This is a genomic window from Micrococcus sp. 63XJN7_8_ISO-PGPR-S23-253 (assembly GCF_056173425.1).
This window is the reverse complement of the sequence record NZ_CM149673.1, coordinates 636329-655533: the sequence shown is the minus strand read 5'-3', so window position 1 is coordinate 655533 and position 19205 is coordinate 636329. Positions and strand designations below refer to the sequence as shown.

The 19205-nt window shown below is 68.4% G+C and carries 16 protein-coding genes and 2 pseudogenes; 12 read left to right on the top strand and 6 right to left on the bottom strand.

What is annotated here, in order from left to right; translation table 11 throughout:
• Positions 1 to 62 precede the first annotated feature (62 nt).
• Positions 63 to 473, bottom strand: a complete 411-nt coding sequence (locus AC0VX4_RS03135) for a four-helix bundle copper-binding protein (RefSeq protein WP_002855901.1) — start codon at positions 471 to 473, stop codon at positions 63 to 65.
• Positions 474 to 854: 381 nt separating this feature from the next.
• Here AC0VX4_RS03135 and AC0VX4_RS03130 point away from each other — a divergent pair, with 381 nt between their 5' ends.
• The gene (locus tag AC0VX4_RS03130) at positions 855 to 1556 is read left to right on the top strand and encodes a C40 family peptidase (protein WP_475464574.1); all 702 of its coding nucleotides are present in this window, start codon (positions 855 to 857) and stop codon (positions 1554 to 1556) included.
• A 391-nt stretch (positions 1557 to 1947) separates the two neighbouring features.
• Here the strand turns inward: AC0VX4_RS03130 and AC0VX4_RS03125 are convergent, their stop codons facing one another.
• On the bottom strand, positions 1948 to 2958 hold the full coding sequence (locus AC0VX4_RS03125) for an IS481 family transposase (protein WP_475464573.1): 1011 nt from the start codon (positions 2956 to 2958) through the stop codon (positions 1948 to 1950).
• A 155-nt stretch (positions 2959 to 3113) separates the two neighbouring features.
• On the opposite strand from AC0VX4_RS03125, the gene AC0VX4_RS03120 reads away from it, so the two are divergent.
• From AC0VX4_RS03120 to AC0VX4_RS03110, 3 genes and pseudogenes are all read left to right on the top strand, one after another.
• Positions 3114 to 4517, top strand: coding sequence for a GntP family permease (locus AC0VX4_RS03120; protein ID WP_475464572.1), 1404 nt, complete (start codon positions 3114 to 3116; stop codon positions 4515 to 4517).
• A gap of 29 nt (positions 4518 to 4546) precedes the next feature.
• Complete coding sequence (locus AC0VX4_RS03115; protein WP_475464571.1) at positions 4547 to 5701, top strand: glycerate kinase family protein; 1155 nt, start codon at positions 4547 to 4549, stop codon at positions 5699 to 5701.
• Position 5702: 1 nt separating this feature from the next.
• Positions 5703 to 6113 (top strand): annotated as a pseudogene (locus tag AC0VX4_RS03110) (protein kinase family protein); the annotation flags it as partial.
• A 311-nt stretch (positions 6114 to 6424) separates the two neighbouring features.
• Here AC0VX4_RS03110 and AC0VX4_RS03105 read toward each other — a convergent pair.
• A complete protein-coding gene (locus tag AC0VX4_RS03105; RefSeq protein WP_475464672.1) occupies positions 6425 to 8899 on the bottom strand; it encodes an AAA family ATPase in 2475 nt (824 codons plus the stop codon).
• Between the two features lie 124 nt (positions 8900 to 9023).
• Positions 9024 to 10109: a redox-regulated ATPase YchF gene (gene ychF / locus AC0VX4_RS03100; protein WP_122054482.1), complete on the bottom strand. Its 1086-nt coding sequence runs from the start codon at positions 10107 to 10109 to the stop codon at positions 9024 to 9026.
• Positions 10110 to 10155: 46 nt separating this feature from the next.
• Here ychF and AC0VX4_RS03095 point away from each other — a divergent pair.
• Positions 10156 to 10422 (top strand): annotated as a pseudogene (locus AC0VX4_RS03095) (GMC oxidoreductase); the annotation flags it as partial.
• Positions 10423 to 10534: 112 nt separating this feature from the next.
• On the opposite strand, the gene AC0VX4_RS03090 reads toward AC0VX4_RS03095, so the two are convergent.
• Positions 10535 to 11017: an Hsp20/alpha crystallin family protein gene (locus AC0VX4_RS03090; protein ID WP_475464570.1), complete on the bottom strand. Its 483-nt coding sequence runs from the start codon at positions 11015 to 11017 to the stop codon at positions 10535 to 10537.
• Positions 11018 to 11243: 226 nt separating this feature from the next.
• On the opposite strand from AC0VX4_RS03090, the gene AC0VX4_RS03085 reads away from it, so the two are divergent.
• Genes AC0VX4_RS03085 through AC0VX4_RS03070 form a run of 4 tightly spaced genes read left to right on the top strand, consistent with a single transcriptional unit; the run spans position 11244 to position 14900 of the window.
• Complete coding sequence (locus tag AC0VX4_RS03085; RefSeq protein WP_475464569.1) at positions 11244 to 12215, top strand: ABC transporter ATP-binding protein; 972 nt, start codon at positions 11244 to 11246, stop codon at positions 12213 to 12215.
• Positions 12212 to 13006 (top strand): ABC transporter permease, encoded by a 795-nt coding sequence (locus AC0VX4_RS03080; RefSeq protein ID WP_475464568.1) that lies wholly within the window; start codon positions 12212 to 12214, stop codon positions 13004 to 13006. Before AC0VX4_RS03085 ends, AC0VX4_RS03080 begins: the two co-directional genes overlap by 4 nt.
• Positions 13003 to 14229, top strand: coding sequence for a sensor histidine kinase (locus AC0VX4_RS03075; protein WP_475464567.1), 1227 nt, complete (start codon positions 13003 to 13005; stop codon positions 14227 to 14229). Before AC0VX4_RS03080 ends, AC0VX4_RS03075 begins: the two co-directional genes overlap by 4 nt.
• On the top strand, positions 14226 to 14900 hold the full coding sequence (locus AC0VX4_RS03070) for a response regulator (protein ID WP_475464566.1): 675 nt from the start codon (positions 14226 to 14228) through the stop codon (positions 14898 to 14900). Before AC0VX4_RS03075 ends, AC0VX4_RS03070 begins: the two co-directional genes overlap by 4 nt.
• A 20-nt stretch (positions 14901 to 14920) precedes the next feature.
• Here the strand turns inward: AC0VX4_RS03070 and AC0VX4_RS03065 are convergent, their stop codons facing one another.
• On the bottom strand, positions 14921 to 15448 hold the full coding sequence (locus AC0VX4_RS03065; RefSeq protein ID WP_475464565.1) for an O-acetyl-ADP-ribose deacetylase: 528 nt from the start codon (positions 15446 to 15448) through the stop codon (positions 14921 to 14923).
• Positions 15449 to 15504: 56 nt separating this feature from the next.
• On the opposite strand from AC0VX4_RS03065, the gene AC0VX4_RS03060 reads away from it, so the two are divergent.
• The 3 genes from AC0VX4_RS03060 to AC0VX4_RS03050 all read left to right on the top strand — a co-directional run bounded on the left by AC0VX4_RS03060 (position 15505) and on the right by AC0VX4_RS03050 (position 19106).
• On the top strand, positions 15505 to 15942 hold the full coding sequence (locus AC0VX4_RS03060) for a hypothetical protein (RefSeq protein ID WP_475464564.1): 438 nt from the start codon (positions 15505 to 15507) through the stop codon (positions 15940 to 15942).
• Positions 15943 to 16007: 65 nt separating this feature from the next.
• On the top strand, positions 16008 to 17267 hold the full coding sequence (locus AC0VX4_RS03055) for a DNA recombination protein RmuC (protein ID WP_475464563.1): 1260 nt from the start codon (positions 16008 to 16010) through the stop codon (positions 17265 to 17267).
• A gap of 138 nt (positions 17268 to 17405) precedes the next feature.
• Complete coding sequence (locus AC0VX4_RS03050; RefSeq protein ID WP_475464562.1) at positions 17406 to 19106, top strand: SLC13 family permease; 1701 nt, start codon at positions 17406 to 17408, stop codon at positions 19104 to 19106.
• Positions 19107 to 19205: the final 99 nt, after the last annotated feature.

Sequence of the window (19205 nt, the reverse complement as noted above, 5' to 3'; positions counted from 1 at the left end):
AGCAGCACATGTTCCACGCCTGCTGGCCCTGACCGGCATTACGGCATGGGCCTGGACTGCGCTCAGCCCAGGGAGGCGAGCAACTCGGCGCAGGCCCGCTCGCAGCGCCGGCAAGCCTCAGCGCAGATCTTGCAGTGCTCGTGCATTTCAGCGTGGGAGGCGCACTCGTCCCCGCACGTCTTGCAGGCGGTCCGGCAGGCCTCCAGCAGGGCACGAGTGGTCTCGACGTTGTTGCCGGTCTGCCTGGACAGCACCGCCCCGGTGGTGGCGCAGATGTCGGCGCAATCCAAATTGAACCGGATGCACTGCCTCAGTTCTGCGACCATGTCCTCGGCCAGGCACGCGTCCGCGCAGGCCGTACAGGTCTGAGCGCACTCGAAACAGGCCTCGATGCACTCGGCCAGCTTCTGCCGGTCGATGTCCCCCAAGTCTTTCGGGTAGGTCTCCAGCATCGAGCTCACGTGATGGGTCATGGCTTACTCCTTCATCGGTGCGGTTCGGAAAACGAACCGGCCGGAACCGGCCCGCCATGCAACCGACCATAGACCCCCCGCCCGGCCCGGAAAAGGGCTCAACTTTGAAGATTCCGTGAAGATCCCAGCCGGCCACGGGCTCCGCCCGAGCCGTTCGAGCGGGCGGCTAGGCCCGAAATGACGGCCTTTCCGGGCCCGGCTCAACCCTGAATCGGCTCGGAACTTGGCACTCCGGCAAGTTGCGACCAGATCACGAATCCGCATTGTTGCATAACGTTCTGGTCACGGACCATTTCGACTAAGTTATAACTTGATCGACGCCGAATTATGAGGCCGCGGAAAAGTCCAGAAAATGTACGCCAATGTCTACCGAGGTAACCCATGTCCTGCCCCACCCGCCGTGCCCGCATCGAGGCTGAAGCACAGGCCCGCCGTTCCCAGTACCGCCGTTCCCTCACCATGGGTGCGATAGGCCTGACCACCGTGGTGGGAGCCACGGTGGCCGGCATGGGCCCGGCCGCAGCCAACGAGGGCGCCTACTCCGCGCTCAGCGGCTCCACTGCTGATTCCTGGACGTGGGAGGGCGGTACCGCCGCCGAGACGTCCCGCTCTTCCAGGGTTCACACGCACTCGTCCGCGACCAGCAGTGAGCCGGCCCAGGATATCCAGCGGGCCTCTTACTCCACCGCTTCCTCCAGTAGTACTGGTTGGGGGGCGGCCGTGCAGTGGGCTACGGCCAAGGCTGCCGATCCGGGCGTCGGTTACGTCTGGGGTGGAAATGGCCCGACCGGCTACGACTGCTCCGGCTTCATTCAGAACGCGTTCGCGCAGGCCGACATTGAGCTGCCTCTGAACTCCAAGGCCCAGTATGCGGCCGCTAGCCAATACGTCTCCCTGGACGACCTCCAGGTCGGTGACCTGGTCTTCTGGTCCAACAACGGCTCGGCCTCCGGGATCTACCACGTGGCCATGTACATCGGCGACGGCCAGATCGCCCACGCCCGCAACCCGCAAATGGGCGTGGCCGTGACCGCTGTCGACTACAGCCCCTGGAACATGATGGGCACCGCCGCCCGCTACTGAACGGCACGCCACCACCCCGGGACGGCCCCGCAAGACGAAAGCCTCGGGGCCGTTCGATCTCAGGAGACCTCAGCCACCGTGCCCACCCCGCTGTCCCGCCGACCGAACCCCACCGGACACGCCAGCAGCTCACGTGGACGAACGTCGACATGCCTTGGGCCGCGTCCCGTCGGCCCCGTCCCGTGGTCCTCCCGGTGATGGGGCAGCGCCAAGAGCGCTAATTTGCAGCAGGTATGGCGCGGATGCGTCGGTAGAGGGTGGCTCGGGACATGCCCTAGCCAAGCAATGGCGCGGCTTGGCCACTCGTTACGACAAGCTAGCGATCACCTACCGCGCCGCCGTCACCCTCTGCGCCATCTTCACCTGGCTACGCGCATAAGGGAGACACGCCCTAGTTGTAGGAGGGCATGACGTTGTTGACACGCACCGGGGCCAACGAGGCCGGTGGAGCATCTCCGCAGGAGGTATGAGGCCGATGGTAGTTGTAGTGATTCACCCACACCTGAAGGGCCTCACGCCGAGCCCGCTCTGAGGTGTAGGGGCGGGCGTAGATGACCTCATCGACCATCAGCCGGTTGTACCTCTCCACCTTCCCGTTATGGCGCGGGGTGTAGGGCCGGATCCGGTGATGCCGGCCCCCGAGAGAGACCACCTTCGCGGTGAAGTCCACGGCCCGGTAGTTGTTCCCGTTGTCCGTGACCACCCGGTCCGCGGTGATGCCGTGAGCGGCGAAGAACGCGCGGGCCCGGCAGTAGAACCCGATCGTGGTCACCGCCCGCTCATCCTCCAGCGCCTCCGTGTACGCCAGGCGGGTGAACCCGTCGATCGCCGAGTGCAGGTAGGTGTAGCCGACCCGCTGGCCAGACCCCCGCTTGGAAGCACGCCCTGCCTCACTGTCTCTTCCGTGGGCGCGCCAGCCTCCCCCTTCAGGGATGCGTCCGATCTTCTTCACGTCCAGGTGCACCATGTGCCCTGGCCCCCTCGCGGTGATCCTCCGGGCCGGCTGCCGGCGGAGGTCTTCTCCGGCTGGGGTCAGGTCCCGTAGGCGGGAGATCCCGGCCCGGTGCAGCCACCGCCCCACGGTGCGAAGACACACCTGGTGGCCCTCGCCGACCAGATGGTGATGGATGCGCCGGGCGGACCACTTCTCGGCCCGGCGCAGGGCCTCCAGCTCGGCCACGATCGCGGGGTCGAGCCGGGCAGGTGAGCGATGGGGCCGGCTCGACCGGTCTTGCAGTCCTGCCTCGCCTTCGGCACGGTAGCGGGCGACCCAGGTGGCCACCGTGGGCCGACTGACGCGGAACTCCGCGGCCACGTGGGACTGCGGGATCCCGTCGTTCAGGTGGCGGTGGACCATGCGCAGCCGGCCGGTGGGGGTCAGAGGTGCGTTAGCGTGAGTCACGAGCGGGCTTCCTTCCGCGGATGAGTGGATGTCGCAATTCCCATCCTGCGGGGCGGAGCCCGCTCGTCTCATCTCAGCCCGTGCCTCGTGTCAAGAACCTCATGACCCACAACACCTAGTCTGGCTGGAATCCCGCGCCGGACAAAGGACTCCCGATGACTGGAATACCGTTTCTGCTCGTCTTCCTCCTCGCCGTCGCCCTGATGATCGTCATGATCTCCAGATGGAAGATCCACCCCTTCCTCTCGATCATGGCCGTCGCCTTCGTCTTGGGGATCATCGGTGGGATCCCACTGGTGAAGTCGACCGGCGCCGAAGGGGAAGAGCCCGCCAAGGGCATCGCCGACGTGATCGGGGAGGGATTCTCCGGGATCTTCACGTCGATCGGCATCGTCATCATCCTGGGCACGCTCATCGGACTCATCTTGGAGCGCACCGGCGGTGCCTTCAGGATCGCCGATGCGCTCGTGCGGGTCGTCGGCAAGCGCTACCCCGTCCTGGCCATGCAGCTCATGGGCTGGGTGGTCTCCATCCCCGTGTTCTGCGACTCCGGATTCGTCATTCTCAACCCCATCCGCAAGGCCCTGGCCCGTCGCACCGGGGCGTCACCCGTGGCGATGACCGTGGCCCTGGCGGCAGGCCTGTACACCTCGCACGTCTTCATCCCGCCGACCCCGGGGCCCATCGCAGCCGCCCAGAACCTCGGCATCGGTGACCACCTTCTGCTGGTGATCGGCCTCGGTGTCCTCGTCTCGATCCCCGCACTCCTCGTCGCGTACCTGTACGCCCTCTACATCGGCAAGCGGGTGAGCTTCCCTGAGGAGACCGGCACGGAGGATGCGGACGAGCTGGAGGCGGCCTACGACGCGCTTCGCCGGTCCTACGGGCGGATGCCTGGGACCGCCGCGTCCTTCGCGCCCATCATCGCCCCCATCCTGCTCATGGCTCTCGGCTCGCTCGCATCCGTCCTGAAGTGGGCCGGCCCCGCGGGTGACTTCGCCCGATTCCTCGGCACGCCGATGATCGCGCTCGCCGTCGGCACCCTCTGCGCAGTCGGCCTGCTGTTCAGCGTGCGCCGTGGCGAGACGTTCTACGACCTGACAGAGGAGACCCTCCGGGTCGTCGGCCCCATTCTGTTCACCACGGCGGCCGGCGGTGTGCTGGGGCGCGTCATCGCCGCCACCGACCTCGTCACGTTCATCGAGAGCAACGCTGCGCAGTTGTCGGTCATCGGACTGTTCTTCCCCTTCCTCGTCTCCGCCGTCCTGAAGACCGCGCAGGGCTCCTCCACAGTGGCACTCACGACCACGTCTGCCATGGTCTTCCCGATGATGCCTGCATTGGGCTTCGAGACCCCGGTGGCCAGCGCGCTCGTGGTCATGGCCATCGCGGCCGGCGCCATGACCGTCTCCCACGCCAACGACTCGTACTTCTGGGTGGTCACCAACTTCAGCGGCATGACGCCCTCGCAGGGTTACCGCACCCAGACGATGGTCACGCTTCTGATGGGAGTCACCTCCATCGTGTTCATCTGGATCCTCGGCCTCGTCCTCGTCTGACCCCGTCACCTGACTTAGGAGATCCACGCGTGCAGCGCATCATCGTCATCCCAGACTCGTTCAAGGGGGCCCTGTCGTCGCGGAAGGCGGGCTCCGCGATCGCAGCGGGTCTCGCGTCGGTCACCGACGCCGAGGTCCTCGTGGTGCCCATCGCCGACGGCGGAGAGGGCACCGTCGAGGCCTTCGTGGCTGCCGCAGGGGGCGCCTTGCGATCCGCGACCGTCTGCGGGGTGTTCAACGGCGAACGCGTGCCCGTGCACTACGGACTGATCGACCCGGACGTGGCGGTGGTGGAGACAGCCTCATGTGCCGGGCTCCCGCTCGCCTCGGGACGCGAGGACACGGGACGGGCCACGACGTTCGGGATCGGCGAGCAGATCCTCGACGCGGTGTCCGCTGGAGCGCGCAGAGTCATCGTCGGGGCCGGCGGGAGCGCCACGACGGACGGCGGCACGGGCGCTGCCGCAGCCGTCGGCGTCCGGTTCCTCGACGCCGCAGGTGAGGAGTTCATCCCGACCGGCGACACCCTCACCCGGATTGCGCGGATCGACTCCACCCCGGCACGAGACCGGCTCCGCGACGTCGACGTGGAGGTGATGTGTGACATCAGCAACCCCCTCACGGGATCGCAGGGTGCAGCCCACGTGTTCGGCCCCCAGAAGGGGGCGGATCCTGCATCAGTGGCGAGCCTGGACACCGGACTCGTCCATCTCGCGGGCATCGTCGAGCGGGACCTCGGGGTGGCGATCGATGCGCTCCCCGGTGCGGGAGCGGCGGGGGGTCTCGCCGGTGGCCTGCACGCCTTCATCGGGGCCACCTTGAAGCCTGGTATCGACGTCGTCCTCGAGACGGCGGGTTTCCACGACCTCGTGAAGACCGCTGACCTCGTCATCACCGGGGAGGGGCGCATCGACGGCCAGTCCTTGGCCGGGAAAGTGCCGATCGGCGTGGCCCGGGCCGTGCGCGCAGCCGGTCGTGCGATCCCGGTGATCGTCCTCGCCGGATCCGTGGGACAGGACGCGGACACCCTCTACGACGAGGGCATCACCGCGATCGTGCCCATTGGTCGCGGGCCCCAGGACCTGGCGACAGCGATCCGCCGTACGGCAGAGGACCTGACCGCGACTGCCCGCAACGTTGGGCGGCTGGTGATGGCCTGCTCCCCCGCCGGCCTCACACGGTGAGGAGGGCGAGGACGGGCGGAGGCTCGTCCTGGCCCACGAGGACACGGCCGCGCTGCACCGGATGGCGGTGCTCGACGTGATCGCCAACAACGCCGAGCGCAAGGGCGCCCACATCCTCGCCATGCCCGACGGGCACCGTTACGGGGCCCGCCACGGGCTGACCTTCCATGTGGAGGACAAGCTGCGCACCGTCCCCTGGGGCTGGCTCGGCGAGGCCCTGAGCGTCGAGGAGCGCGAGGGCGTGGGGCGTGCGTTCGAAGCCCTCGACGGCGAGCTGGGACGGGGGCTGGCGGAACTGCTCAGTGCCCGGGAAATCGAGGCCGTGGCCGAACGCTGCACCCGGTAGCTCGACGACGGGGACTTCCCAGCACCGAGCGGGCTGACGCCGGCCGTACCTTGGCCGCCGTTCTAGAGCCGGGGCATTAAGCAGGCCAGTAGGCTCGGCAGTGATTGCAGCCTGAAGCTTCGTCGGGCCAAAGGATTTAAGCCGCTTATTTCTGCGGACCCAATGGCCAGGGCGCGACCGGCGTAGGGTTCCGCTTTCGCACCGCGAGGTGTTCGCCCTATCAAACAGGGTCTATCCCACTCGACCGAAGCTATGCAGTCACCCATTGAACCAAATATTCATCCATTGAATTGAAATTTAGCATCGACTCAGATTAACGACCTGTGCTACCCCCACTACTCTACGCGCCAAACCCGAGAATCCTTAGGGAGACTGACTCAATCGAGTTGATTAAGCTCACCTTGGCCCAATCGATGCAGCACACTCTTGACCAGTTGATCCAGGGCGGTTTTTCCTTCCTCAATTTTCGCCCTTGAAGAAAACAAACGGGAGAGAACGTGATACGGAGCCACAATATACATAAAACATAGCATATCTTGCGTGAATCTGCGGTAGTCTTCCGAATTTAATGCATCCTCAAGCGCGAAGTTCCCAGCTCGGACCTGATTCGCCGAGTGTGAGTCGACATGAACAAATATACGGCTCGGAAATGACTGCAGAAAATCGAGATATTGGGATCCCTTCTCTTCGAAAAATGCCATCACCTTGGGCGAGTGCGCGACATCGCTTACATTCTCCCCTAATTCGAAGACAACGAACGCTTCCCAGACTCTTCGCAAATCGTTAGGGCGCAGAGGAGTTTCAATTTTATCGGCGGCACGAGACGCTGAGTCTGCTACCGCCGATTCCTCCGGGCCGATTTCAGACTGGTCCTGAACCTCAGCTGTCGCGAGTTTATACATATCGGTCAGATGATTTTTGTACAGGTCAACTGACTGGTGTGAAGATTTTATGAGATGGCCGTCTCTCAATTCCCAGTCAACATGACCGCTGGTCGCCAGACCAAACCCCTTAGACAGATCGAATGCGATATTTGAGTCGTGGGTAAGGATTACAATCTTGGTCCTAGACTTATTTTTACCGATCTGCCAACCGAGCCAGCTCAGAAGTGTAAGCACTCCATATTTGTTATCGTCATCAAAGCTTGAAATTGGATCATCGAGCACAATGATTTGATCAGCTAGGAAGCACTCATCGAATGACTTACCTGCAGCGATCTCGACTAGAAAATAGCAGAGTGACAGGATGTTCTGCTCACCAGTCGACAGCGCCTTCGGGATAACCGACCGCTGTCGGTGGACTACTTCGTACCCGTCCTCCGCGGCGCGGATTTTCATCCCACCGCGCCCGTAGACCTTGGCAAGGAGTTTGTTCACTTCTTGTGCTGCATAGTCTTCACTCCGGCGTGCTCCGCGCAGCGCCTCCAGGTCAGTACGTAGCGTTGCGAGTTCGGCATCTACCTCTTCAAGGGCCGTCCTGGCTGCAGCCACGGCGTTCTTCTTATCCTGTAGTACTGCGACTAAGTCATGCACTTCTAGTGCGGCGAGCGCATCATTAAGATCTCTCGCGGCATCTCTCTGTTTCGTCGTCTCCCTGCATGCGCGATTGTGGCCTTCAACCGCTTTCGCCACATCCTTGGCCGCAGATGAAAGCTCCTCATAGGCTTTCCGGAGTTCGGCCGAGGGAAGTCTATTCAACAAGCTCGGGTTGTCAGCCCTAGCCATCACAGCATCATTGACACTCGCGGTGGCCTCGACCACTGCCTGTTGAGCCTGCTCCAACCTAGCCAGAGCCTCCTGCCCGCCTATGATAGTCGACGGAACATTCAGGGACTCTGGATTCGGGATATAAGATGAGCGAAGGGCATCTAATGTCGCATTTTCCCGAAGAGCCCTGATGTAGTCGGCAATGGCTTCCCGTACTAACCTGGAGTAGTCCGGAGAAACATCTTGAAAACAACGATTGCAGATAGTTCGATCGTCTGTGAACAGCGATTCGAGTCTCGCCTCGAGTTCGGATTGGCCAGCTCCAGACCTCTGGATCCGGTCCCTGATTCCTGACAGGTCTGAAGCACCGCCACTGAGGTCGCTACCAAGCGACTCGAAAAGAGACTCAATTTGCGAGAGGGATGCCGGCACGGAGATACTGGGGGCATTCCACTTGATTAGTGTCGCACTGGACGCTTCATTGAGGCTCTTAACAACCTCTTTAAATTCCTTTTCAATCGCCCCAATGGAGTCTGGGCTTTTGGGGGATAGAGCTAGCTCGATAATGCGATCCACGACCAATTGAGTGACGTTCCCAAACTGACCATCTTGCCGGTAAGATTTGGTGCGGCCCTTCCAAGACCCCTCGCCAGTCTTTTTGTCTCCTCCTACCGCCCGGCGAATAGCATCTTTAGCATCCTTTAGCTGCTGCATCTCTATTTCAACTTTGCTTCTCCTACCAAGCGCCTCCCGAGTCTTCTTATTCACTCGCCCTTCTAGCTCTTCCTCCTCTTGAGCTTCGCCTGCACTGGCGCCGAGAAGAACTATTGGATTGAGATGAGCGGACGGCTGAAGCCTGAAGTTGTCAGAGATATATTTGTCGTTGTAAACGAAGACGTTGGATCTGTCCGAACTATCGGACATTACATAGTTGTCTGCATCCAAGAATTCGAGGGCGGAGTCGTTCTCGCCCATCTCACGGGCCAGAGTACTCTTACCCGAGCCATTCCTGCCGTAAATTACGCAAGAGCTGAGCGATTGAGCTGATGCAGGGACCGAATTTTTGTCCAGGGGGTCGCGGCGAAAGAGCGGGAGCGTAGATCCGGCCTCATGGTGGGGCAGAAGTACGCGAACCGAGTGGACCATTCTGCTGTTAACCATTTACCTATCCCCTCTTGGTAACAAAGGAATGAATCGGCGACTGTAACCTATTTCCAGTTACAGGATGGTATTCTAAACAGAATGTGACTACCTTGACCAGGGTTGCGGGTCACACGTTGAACCGGAACTCGACCACGTCGCCGTCCTTCATCACGTAGTCCTTGCCCTCCATGCGCACCTTGCCGGCGGCCTTGGCGTCGGCCATGGACCCGGCGGCGATCAGGTCTTCGAAACTCACGATCTCCGCCTTGATGAAGCCGCGCTGGAAGTCGGTGTGGATCACGCCGGCGGCCTCGGGCGCCGTCGCACCGACCGGGATGGTCCAGGCACGCGTCTCCTTCGGTCCCGCCGTCAGGTACGTCTGCAGGCCGAGGGTGGAGAAGCCCACGCGGGCCAGCTGGTCCAGCCCGGACTCGTCCTGGCCGGCCATCTCCAGCATCTCGGCGGCCTCCTCCTCGGAGAGCTCCACGAGGTCGGACTCGAGCTTGGCGTCCAGGAACACGGCGTCGGCGGGGGCCACCAGATCGCGCAGCTCCTGCTGCTTGGCCTCGTCCCCCAGCACGCCCTCGTCCGAGTTGAACACGTAGATGAACGGCTTGGCGGTGAGCAGGCTCAGCTCCCGCAACCGGTCCATGTCCAACTTGTCCTTGTCCTTCGCGGCGAAGATCGTCTCGCCCCGCTCCAGCACCGCGAGCGCGGCCTGGAGCGCCTCGAGGTCGGCGGGCTCCTTCTTCTTGCCCTTGACCTCCTTCTCGACGCGCGGGATCGCCTTCTCCACGGTCTGCATATCCGCGATGATCAGCTCGGTGTTGATGGTCTCCATGTCCGAGGCCGGGTCCACCTTGCCGTCCACGTGGACGACGTCGCCGTCGTCGAACGCACGCACCACCTGGGCGATCGCGTGGGCCTCACGGATGTTCGCCAGGAACTGGTTGCCCAGGCCCTCCCCCTCGGAGGCGCCCTTCACGATGCCGGCGATGTCCACGAAGGACACCGTCGCCGGCAGGATGCGCTCGGAACCGAAGATCTCGGCCAGCTGCGGCAGGCGCTCATCCGGCAGGTTCACCACGCCCACGTTCGGCTCGATCGTCGCGAACGGGTAGTTCGCCGCGAGCACGGTCTGGCGCGTCAGCGCGTTGAACAGGGTCGACTTGCCCACGTTGGGCAGTCCCACGAATCCGATAGTCAAAGCCACAGTCCGGCAGTCTACCGGCGGGCCCGTCCGGAGCCGTATGGCACCGGCCCCGGGCGAGCAGGCGCAGACGGGCGAGGAGATCGCCGACTACGTGCGCCGCACCCACAACACCGTGTACCACCCGGTGGGCTCGGTGCGCATGGGCGCCGACGACGACGCCATGAGCCCCCTGGACGCCCGCCTGCGCGTCAAGGGCGTGACGGGGCTGCGCGTGGCCGACGCCTCCGTGATGCCCGAGCACGTGACCGTGAACCCCAACATCACGTGCTTCATGATCGGTGAGAAGGCCGCGCAGCTGATCCTGGCCGACCGCGCCTGGCCACCACGCAGATGCGGCGGGCCCCCCGGTGGGGGGCCCGCCGCATTCGCGTTCGGGGGACGGGCCGCGCGCCGGTCACGCCGGGCGCGGCTCCGTCAGAGAGCGATCACTCGCCGGAGGCCTCGGCGGTCTCGCCCTCCACGGTCTCCGCGGCCACCGGGGCGGCGCCGCCGTGGGTGACGGAGATCTTGCGGGGCTTGGCCTGCTCCGCCACCGGGATGGTGAGGGTCAGGACGCCGTCGCTGTAGTCGGCCTCGATGCGGTCGAGGGCCAGGCCCTCGCCCAGGGTGAGCTGGCGGGCGAAGGTGCCGGCGGAACGCTCACGGGTGAGCCAGCGGCGGTCCTCGCGGGCCGGGTCCTCCTTGCGCTCGGCGCGGACGGTGAGGGTGCGCTCCTCCACGTCCACGTCGATGGAGGCCGGGTCGACGCCGGGCAGCTCGACCTCGGCGACGAAGGCGTCGCCCTCGCGGTACAGGTTCATGGGCATGGACGCGGTGCCGGTCGCGCGGGTCGTCAGACCGTTCACCAGGCGCTCCATCTCACGGAAGGGACGCTCCATCTCACGGAACGGATCGATGGGACGGGCCATGTCGGTTCACTCTCCTCGGAAGTCGGGTGGGCGCCGCTGACACCGCGGCGTCTGACCACCACAACAGCACGCCCGGCGAACCTATTCCAGAAATCTGCGCGAACTCCGCTCAACTTTCTGGAGGACGGCCCGCCCGCCTCGGCGGGGCCCACCCATGACATCCGTCATGGCGCATTCCTGACGTCTGCCGCTCCCGCGGGGCGCGCCCCGCGGCGAGGCTGGAGCCATGAGCAACGCACCCGCACTCGCAACCCGGGGACTCACCCGCCGCTTCGGACCGGTCCGGGCCGTGGACGCAGTGGACCTCACCGTCCCCGCCGGCGAAGTCCTCGCCCTCCTCGGGCCCAACGGCGCCGGCAAGACCACCCTGCTGGACATGGCCCTGGGCTTCAGCCCGCCCTCGGACGGCACGGTCCGCGTCCTCGGCTCCGACCCCGTCGCCGCCGTCCGCCAGGGCCGGGTGGGCGCGGTGCTGCAGACGGGCGGCCTGCTGGAGGACCTGAGCGTGCGCGAGACCGTGGCCATGGTGGCCGGCTGCCACCGCCGCCACATCGGCGTGCCCGCCGCCCTCGAGCGCGCCGGCCTCACCGGGCTGGCCGGCCGCCGCGTGAAGAAGTGCTCCGGAGGCGAGCGCCAGCGGCTGCGCTTCGCCCTGGCCCTGCTCACCGACCCCGAGCTGCTGATCCTGGACGAGCCCACCGCGGGCATGGACGTCCGCGCCCGCCACGACTTCTGGGACACCATGCACGCCGAGGCGGACCGGGGCCGCACCATCGTGTTCGCCACCCACTTCCTCCCCGAGGCCGAGGACTTCGCGGACCGGATCGTCCTGATGCGCGAGGGCCGGATCCACGCGGACGGCACGCCCGCCGAGCTCGCCACCGGCGGGTCCGTCACCCTCACGGGCCGCTGGGCCGGCGGCGGAGACGATCCGGACGCGCCCGCCCGCCTCGCCGCCGCCCTGGGCCTGCCGCAGGACGCCGTCCAGCTCGAACCACAGCACCTCTCCCCCGACCGCCTGCGCGTGCGCGTCCCCGCCGGGGGCTCGGTCACCGGCGACGACGTCGCCCGCCACCTGCTGAACGAGCGCCTCGTCGAGGACCTGGCGATCACCCACGCCTCCCTCGACGACGTGTTCCTCTCCCTGACCGACGCAGGCCAGCCGGCACCCTCCGAGCCGCAGGAGTCCCTCGCATGAGCACGACCACCACCGCCCCCGGCCGCCTGGTCGGCTACGCACGCCGCGAGTTCGTCCGCAACGTGCGGATGATCGAGAGCTCGTTCTTCATCGTCGTCCTCCCCGTGGCGCTCTACCTCATGTTCGGCGCGCTCTCCGACTGGGGTGACCTCCCCGCCGGCCACGGGAACGTGTCCGCGTACACCATGACCGGCATGGCCGTGTACGGGGCGGTCATGGCCACCACCTCGATCGCCGGCTCGGCCGCCGTCGAGCGCCAGTCCGGCTGGGGCCGCCAGCTCTCCCTGACCGCGCTCACCCCGGGCGCCTACCTCGCCGGCAAGTGCCTCGTGGCCCTGGCCATCGCCGCCCTGCCCGTGCTCGCCGTGCTCGCCGCGGGCGCGCTCACGGGCGCCGAGCTCGACGGCCCGCTGCGCTGGCTCACGACGGGCGCCCTCGCCCTGGTGTCCTCGCTGCCGTTCGCGCTGTTCGGCCTGGCGGCCGCCCTGCTCTTCCGTTCGGAGGCCGCCGTGTCCGCGGCGTCGGGCATCCTGGTGGTGTTCGGCTTCCTCGGGAACCTCTTCGTCCCGCTCTCGGGGATCATGCTGGACATCGGGCGCTTCACTCCGGTGTACGGGGCCGGCGTCCTCGCCCGGTGGCCGCAGATGGAGGGAGAGAGGGCACCGATGGGAACGGAACCCGCCGCCGCCGCGGACCCGCTGTGGCTGCCGCTCGTGAACCTGCTGGCCTGGACGGCCGTGTTCGCGACGGTCTGCCTGCTCGCCTCCCGCTCCCGGACGGCCCGCGCATGAGTCCCGCCGGAGGATCCCCGGCGCCGGTCCGCCCGGCGGTCGGCACGGCGGAGCACGACCCCGCCGTCCTGCCGCTGCACCTGTGGCCGTCCACGCTGGGGTTCGCCGGGGTGTGGCTCATCAGCTTCGGCTTCGTCCTCGTCGAGCTCCTCCGCCGGGCGTTCACGCCCGGGGACGGGCGGGGCGAGGCGATCCTGGGGGTGGCGGCCATCGCGGTCTTCGTCCTCGTCTACCTGGCCGCGTTCGTGGTGCCGCGCCCGGTGCGCGCGTGGCCTGCCTGGGCCAACACAATCCTCACCTGGCTCGTGCTCGCCGCGTGCGTGGCCGTGCTGACCCGGATCCTGGGCGTCCACGCCCTGCTCTACTCCCCCTTCCTCGTGGCCGCATGGCTCTTCCCCCACCGGCTCCGCGTGGGCCTGATCGGCGCCAGTGTCACGGTGGCCGCGGTGCTGGCGGCCGGGCTGCTGTTCTTCCCCGGCGATCCGGCGCTGCCCGTCGTGCTGGGCAACCTCGCCGTCGTCCTGGTGGTGCTGGTGGGCATGCGCCTGGCCATCGGCCGGGACGACCGGGTCATGGAGATGACGCATGAACTCGACCTCGCCGGCCAGCGGGAACGGCTCGGCCGGGATCTGCACGACATCCTGGGCCACTCCCTGACCACCATCAACGTCAAGACCCAGCTCGTGCACCGGCTGATCGACACGGACCCCGCCCGGGCCAAGCAGGAGGCCGCCGAGGTGATCGCCCTGTCCCGCACGGCCCTCGCCGAGGCGCGGGCCGCCGTCGCCGAGCTCGCCGCCCCGGAGCTGGGCGGGCAGCTCTCCCTCTCCGTGGGGGCGCTGCGGGACGCCGGGATGGCCGTCGAGGCCCCGCCGCCCGGCGCCGTCACCGAGGTGCCGGAGCGTCGCCGCGCCTTGGCCGCCTGGATCGTGCGCGAGGCCGTGACCAACGTGCTCCGCCACGCCGGGGCCCGCCGGGTGCGCATCAGCCTGGACGCCCACCACGTGGCGGTGCTCGACGACGGCGCCGGGCTGCCGGCCTCCGTCGCGGCGGGCGTGGGCCCCCGCACCCTCGCCGAGCGGGCGGCCGCGGAGGGCGCACGCCTCGAGGTGGGGCCGGGGCTGGGCGGGGCCGGCACCGGCGTGGCCGTGCACTGGGGCGGGAGCACGACGGAGGCCGCGCGCGGGGTGCTGCCCGCCGCCGAGGGCAGGATGGACGCATGAGAGAGTCAGCCGACCCGACCCCGTCCCCGGCGACGCCGTCCAGGGCCGGTCGCGGGTCCGGGGCTCCGCTGCGCCTGCTGCTGGCCGACGACCAGGCGCTCGTGCGCGGCGCCCTGGCCGCCCTCCTGGACACCGAGCCGGACCTGACCGTCGTCGCCCAGGCCGCCTCCGGGGACGAGGTGGCGGACGCGGTCGAGGCCCATGACGTGGACGTCGCCCTGCTGGACATCGAGATGCCCGGCGTGGACGGGCTCGAGGCCCTGCGCCGGATCCGGGACCGCGGCCTGGACTGCGCCGTGCTGATGGTGACGACCTTCGGCCGCCCCGGCTACCTGGAGCGGGCCCTGGCCGCCGGGGCCCGGGGATTCGTGGTCAAGGACACCCCGGCCGAGCAGCTCGCCGACGCCGTGCGCGCGGTGGCCCGCGGGGAGCGTGTGGTGGATCCCTCGCTCGCGGTGGACACCCTCGCGGCGGGGCCGAGCCCGCTGACCCCGCGGGAGGTCGACGTGCTGCGCGAAGCGCTCACGGGGGCCTCCGTCCGGGCGATCGCCGGGCGCCTGCACCTCTCGGCGGGCACGGTGCGCAACCATCTGAGCGCGGCGATCGGAAAGACGGCCACCAGCACGCGCGGCGAGGCCGCGACGGTCGCGCGCGACCGCGGGTGGCTGTAGGGGCGGCTCAGCGGAACCGCTCAGGTGAGACGCGCGAGCGCCGTACGGAACGCGGCCTCCGCCGTCTCGCCGTACGGCACGAACAGCACCTCGTCCACGGTGCCGCCCACCTCGTCCGCCATCGCGTGGCAGGTCTCGACGGCGATCCGCGCCGCGTCCTCCATGGGCCAGCCGTAGATCCCCGCGGAGATCGCCGGGAACGCGACCGTCCGGGCGCCGAGCCCGGCCGCCACCTTCAGGGACTCGCGGTAGCACGAGGCGAGGGTGTCGGACTTGTCGATCGTCTTGGCCCACACCGGGCCCACCGTGTGGATGACCCAGCGCGCGGGCAGGCGCCCCGCCGTCGTCGCCACGGCCTGCCCGGCGGGCAGCCCCTCCGGCAGGTCGGTCTCGCGCAGGCGGCGGCACTCAGCCAGGATCTCGGGGCCGCCGCGCCGATGGATGGCGCCGTCCACGCCTCCGCCGCCGAGCAGGGTGGAGTTGGCGGCGTTGACGACGGCGTCCGCGTGCGTGGCCGTGATGTCCCCGGGGGCGATGGTCAGCTGCATGGGCCCACGCTAGGCGCGGGTGGGCGCCGTCGGACAGGGCCGGTAGCCTCGGCCCCATGAGCACCCCAACTCCCACCGGACCGACCCCCACGCCTCCCGGCGTCGAGCTGCTGCCGCTGATCAGCCTCGCGGTGGAGCACGTGTTCGACACGCTCGGCCGGCAGTCCGTGTTCGCCCCGACGATCCTTGCCGTCACCGCCGACGGCCAGCGCGGCATGTGGGAGCACCCGGACCTCGAGCCCGAGCAGGCGGCCGCCACGGTCGCGAAGATCAGCCCCCGCCCCACGCGGGCGGTGGCCGTGTTCGACGGCGAGGTCGAGACGGCGGACGGACCCCGCCCGGCCGTCGCAGTGGAGGCCTTCGACGCCGCCGCCCTGGCCTCGACCCGCATGGTCTTCCCGTATCTGCCCGGCGTGGCCGCGGCGGGCATCGCCGCCCGTGTCGACGGCGACCCGCAGGTCGTGGCCAACGGCCCCAACCCGCTCTTCGGCTGAGCCGCCCACCACGACGACGGCGCGCCGCCGCCTAACGTGTCCCTGCGGCCTGCGAGGGTGGGGGCATGGAGATCCTCAGCCTGCTGCTCGCCCTCATCCTCGGACTCGTGCTGGGCGCCCTGCTGGGCGCGTGGCTCATGTGGCGCCGGTCGGCCGGCGGCGGTGAGGAGGCCCGCCGGGCCCAGGCCGAGCTGGCCGCGCTGCGCACCGAGCACCAGGGCGCGCGAGAGGAGCTCGCGGCCGCCCGGGCGGAGCAGCGCGCGCTCACGGCCGCGCGCGCCGAGGACGCCGAACGCCAACGCGCGGAGTCCCAGGTGATGTCCACGCTCGCGCCGCTGGGCCAGCGGCTGGCGGCGCTCCAGGAGCAGGTGAGCGTGCTGGAACGGGATCGGGCCTCCCAGTTCGGCCGGCTCGGGGAGCAGCTCCGCGCCGCCGCGGCCACCGACCGTGACCTGCTGAACCAGACCACCTCGCTCATGGCCACCCTCAAGTCCACCTCCGCCCGGGGCCACTGGGGCGAGGCGCAGCTGCGGCGGGTCGTCGAGGCGGCGGGAATGCTCCACCACGTGGACTTCACGGAGCAGGCCACGCTGTCCGGCAGGGACGGCGAGCGCCTCCGCCCGGACCTCGTGGTGTCCCTGCCCGGCGGCAAGGCCATGGCCGTGGACGCCAAGGCCCCCATCGGGGACGCGCTGGCCGCCGAGGCCCTCGCGGACGAGCCCGGCGAGGAGGCGTACGAGCGGCGCCAGGCGCTGGCCGCCCAGCACGCCGCGGCCGTCCGCCGCCACGTGGACCAGCTCTCCGCGAAGTCCTACTGGGCCGGCCTCGAGCACTCCCCCGAGCTGGTCCTGTGCTTCCTGCCCGCCGAGTCGCTCCTGGCCGCGGCCCTGGACGCGGACCCCGGGCTGCTGGACCACGCGTTCTCCCGGAACGTCGCGCTCGTCGCCCCCGTCTCCCTCCTGACCGCCCTGAAGTCCGTGGCCTACGCGTGGCGGCAGGACACCCTGGCCGAGAACGCCCACACCGTGGTGGCCAGCGCGAAGGACCTCTACGAGCGCCTCGGCACGCTCGGCACCCACCTGGACCGCATGGGCGGCTCCCTCAAGACCGCCGTGGACCGCTACAACCAGCTCGTCGGCAACGTCGAGTCGCGCGTGCTCCCCGCCGCCCGGCGCCTCCGCGACGCCGACCCGGGCCTGGCTCCCACGCCGGACATCCGCACGCTCGAGTCCGCACCCCGGCCCCTGGCCGCCCCGGAACTGGTCGCGGGCGTGGAGGAGGACGAGCTGCGCCGTCGTCGGGCGGAGTCGGCGCGGGAGGCGTGAGCAGGGCCGCACGGGCGCCGGGCGGGTGGGCCCTCGCCGGGAGGGGATCTCCTTCTGGTGATCCAGATCACTTGATACGGTGAAACTCACAGAGAATTGCCAGGCCACGCTGAGGGCCTGACGTGATGAGGAGGCCCCGTGGAGTCCCGATCGATCCCCCCGCCGCGCAACGTCAACGAGCACGTCTCCCGCTTCGACCCCCGGGCGGCCGCCCAGGAGTTCGAACACGAGCTCTCTCCGGGCATGCGTGACGAGCCGCTGACCGGCGGCGAGAACGTCAAGCGCATCATCGGCCTCGTGGCCGGCCCCCTGCTCGCCGTCGCCCTGTTCCTGCTGATGCCGGGCGACCTCGGCGTCTGGCCCCGCCTCGTCGCCGCCACCGCCGTGCTCATGGCCGTGTGGTGGATGACCGAGGCCCTGCCCATCCCCGCCACCGCCCTGCTGCCGCTCGTCATCTTCCCGCTCGGCGTGCCCGCCGAGGAGTCCGACGGCGGCATCACCTTCGACTCCGTCGGCGCGAGCTACGGCAACAACGTCATCTTCCTGTTCATGGGCGGCTTCATGCTCGCCCTGGCCATGCAGCGCTGGAACCTGCACCGGCGCATCGCGCTCGGCGTCCTGAAATTCATGGGCGCCAGGACCGTGAACCTCGTCCTGGGCTTCATGATCGCCACCGGGTTCATCTCCATGTGGGTGTCCAACACCGCCACCGCCGTAATGATGCTCCCCATCGGCGTGTCCATCCTCGTGCTCGTCCAGCGCTACGGCACGGACGACGCCCTGACCGCGGACGAGGCAGCGGACCAGGTCGACCGCCCCGCCGCGCCCGCATCCGCGCCCGGCGAGGCCCCCACGCAGGCCGAGATCCGCTCCCTCACGAAGTCGAACTTCGGCACCGCGCTCATGCTCGGCATCGCGTACGCCGCGTCCATCGGCTCGCTCGGCACCATCATCGGCACCCCGCCCAACACCCTGCTCGCGGGCCACATGGCCGCCGAGCACGGCGTGGAGATCGGCTTCGGCCAGTGGATGCTGGTCGGCGTGCCGATCGCCGTCGTGCTGCTCTTCGCGTGCTGGTTCCTGCTGACCCGCGTGCTGTTCCGCCCCGAGATCGACGAGGTCCCCGGCGGCCGCGACCTGATCGCCGCCGAGCTGGCCCGCCTGGGCCGCATGAGCGCCCCCGAGGCCAAGGTCCTCGCCGTCTTCGTCCTCGCCGCGCTGGCCTGGATCACCGTGCCGCTGATCTCCGAGTACGTCCTGGACCTGGAGTCCCCGCTGCTCTCGGACGCGGCCATCGCCATGGTCGTCGGACTCATCCTGTTCCTCCTGCCGGCTGGTGGCGGGGCCGGGCGCGGCGTGCGCCTGCTCGACTGGGAGGCCGCGAAGGAGCTGCCGTGGGGCGTGCTCCTGCTGTTCGGCGGCGGCCTGGCCCTGTCCGGTCAGTTCTCCAAGTCGGGCCTGTCCACGTGGCTCGGTGAGCAGGTCAAGGGCTTCGGTGACATCCCCGTGTGGGTGCTCGTGGTGATCGCCGCCGTCGGCATCCTGCTGCTGACCGAGATGACCTCGAACACGGCCACCGCGGCCACGTTCCTGCCGGTCGCCTCCGGCGTGGCCCTGGGCACCGGCGTCGCCCCGCTCATGCTGGCCGCGCCCGTCGCCCTCGCCGCGACCTGCGCGTTCATGCTGCCCGTGGCCACCCCGCCGAACGCCATCGCGTACGGCTCCGGCTACGTGACCATCGGGCAGATGGTGAAGGGCGGCGTGTGGCTGAACATCATCGCCGCCGTGCTCATCTCCCTCGCGTCGATGACCCTGCTCGTCTGGGTCTTCGGACTCTGAGTCCTGACCACCCGCCGGCCCGGAACGCCGAGGCCCGCAGACGCGCCGCGACGCCGACGTCGTGACGGCGCGTCTGCGGGCCTCAGCGAGGGGCGCGAG

What these genes read in the sequence shown, in the direction of transcription:
- AC0VX4_RS03060 (WP_475464564.1), top strand. Translation starts at nt 15,505, where the DNA reads ATGAGCACCCCAACTCCCACCGGACCGACCCCCACGCCTCCCGGCGTC.
- AC0VX4_RS03120 (WP_475464572.1), top strand. Translation starts at nt 3,114, where the DNA reads ATGACTGGAATACCGTTTCTGCTCGTCTTCCTCCTCGCCGTCGCCCTG.
- AC0VX4_RS03135 (WP_002855901.1), bottom strand. Translation starts at nt 473, where the DNA reads ATGACCCATCACGTGAGCTCGATGCTGGAGACCTACCCGAAAGACTTG.
- AC0VX4_RS03080 (WP_475464568.1), top strand. Translation starts at nt 12,212, where the DNA reads ATGAGCACGACCACCACCGCCCCCGGCCGCCTGGTCGGCTACGCACGC.
- AC0VX4_RS03075 (WP_475464567.1), top strand. Translation starts at nt 13,003, where the DNA reads ATGAGTCCCGCCGGAGGATCCCCGGCGCCGGTCCGCCCGGCGGTCGGC.
- AC0VX4_RS03065 (WP_475464565.1), bottom strand. Translation starts at nt 15,448, where the DNA reads ATGCAGCTGACCATCGCCCCCGGGGACATCACGGCCACGCACGCGGAC.
- AC0VX4_RS03105 (WP_475464672.1), bottom strand. Translation starts at nt 8,899, where the DNA reads ATGGTCCACTCGGTTCGCGTACTTCTGCCCCACCATGAGGCCGGATCT.
- AC0VX4_RS03070 (WP_475464566.1), top strand. Translation starts at nt 14,226, where the DNA reads ATGAGAGAGTCAGCCGACCCGACCCCGTCCCCGGCGACGCCGTCCAGG.
- AC0VX4_RS03055 (WP_475464563.1), top strand. Translation starts at nt 16,008, where the DNA reads ATGGAGATCCTCAGCCTGCTGCTCGCCCTCATCCTCGGACTCGTGCTG.
- AC0VX4_RS03085 (WP_475464569.1), top strand. Translation starts at nt 11,244, where the DNA reads ATGAGCAACGCACCCGCACTCGCAACCCGGGGACTCACCCGCCGCTTC.
- AC0VX4_RS03130 (WP_475464574.1), top strand. Translation starts at nt 855, where the DNA reads ATGTCCTGCCCCACCCGCCGTGCCCGCATCGAGGCTGAAGCACAGGCC.
- AC0VX4_RS03090 (WP_475464570.1), bottom strand. Translation starts at nt 11,017, where the DNA reads ATGGCCCGTCCCATCGATCCGTTCCGTGAGATGGAGCGTCCCTTCCGT.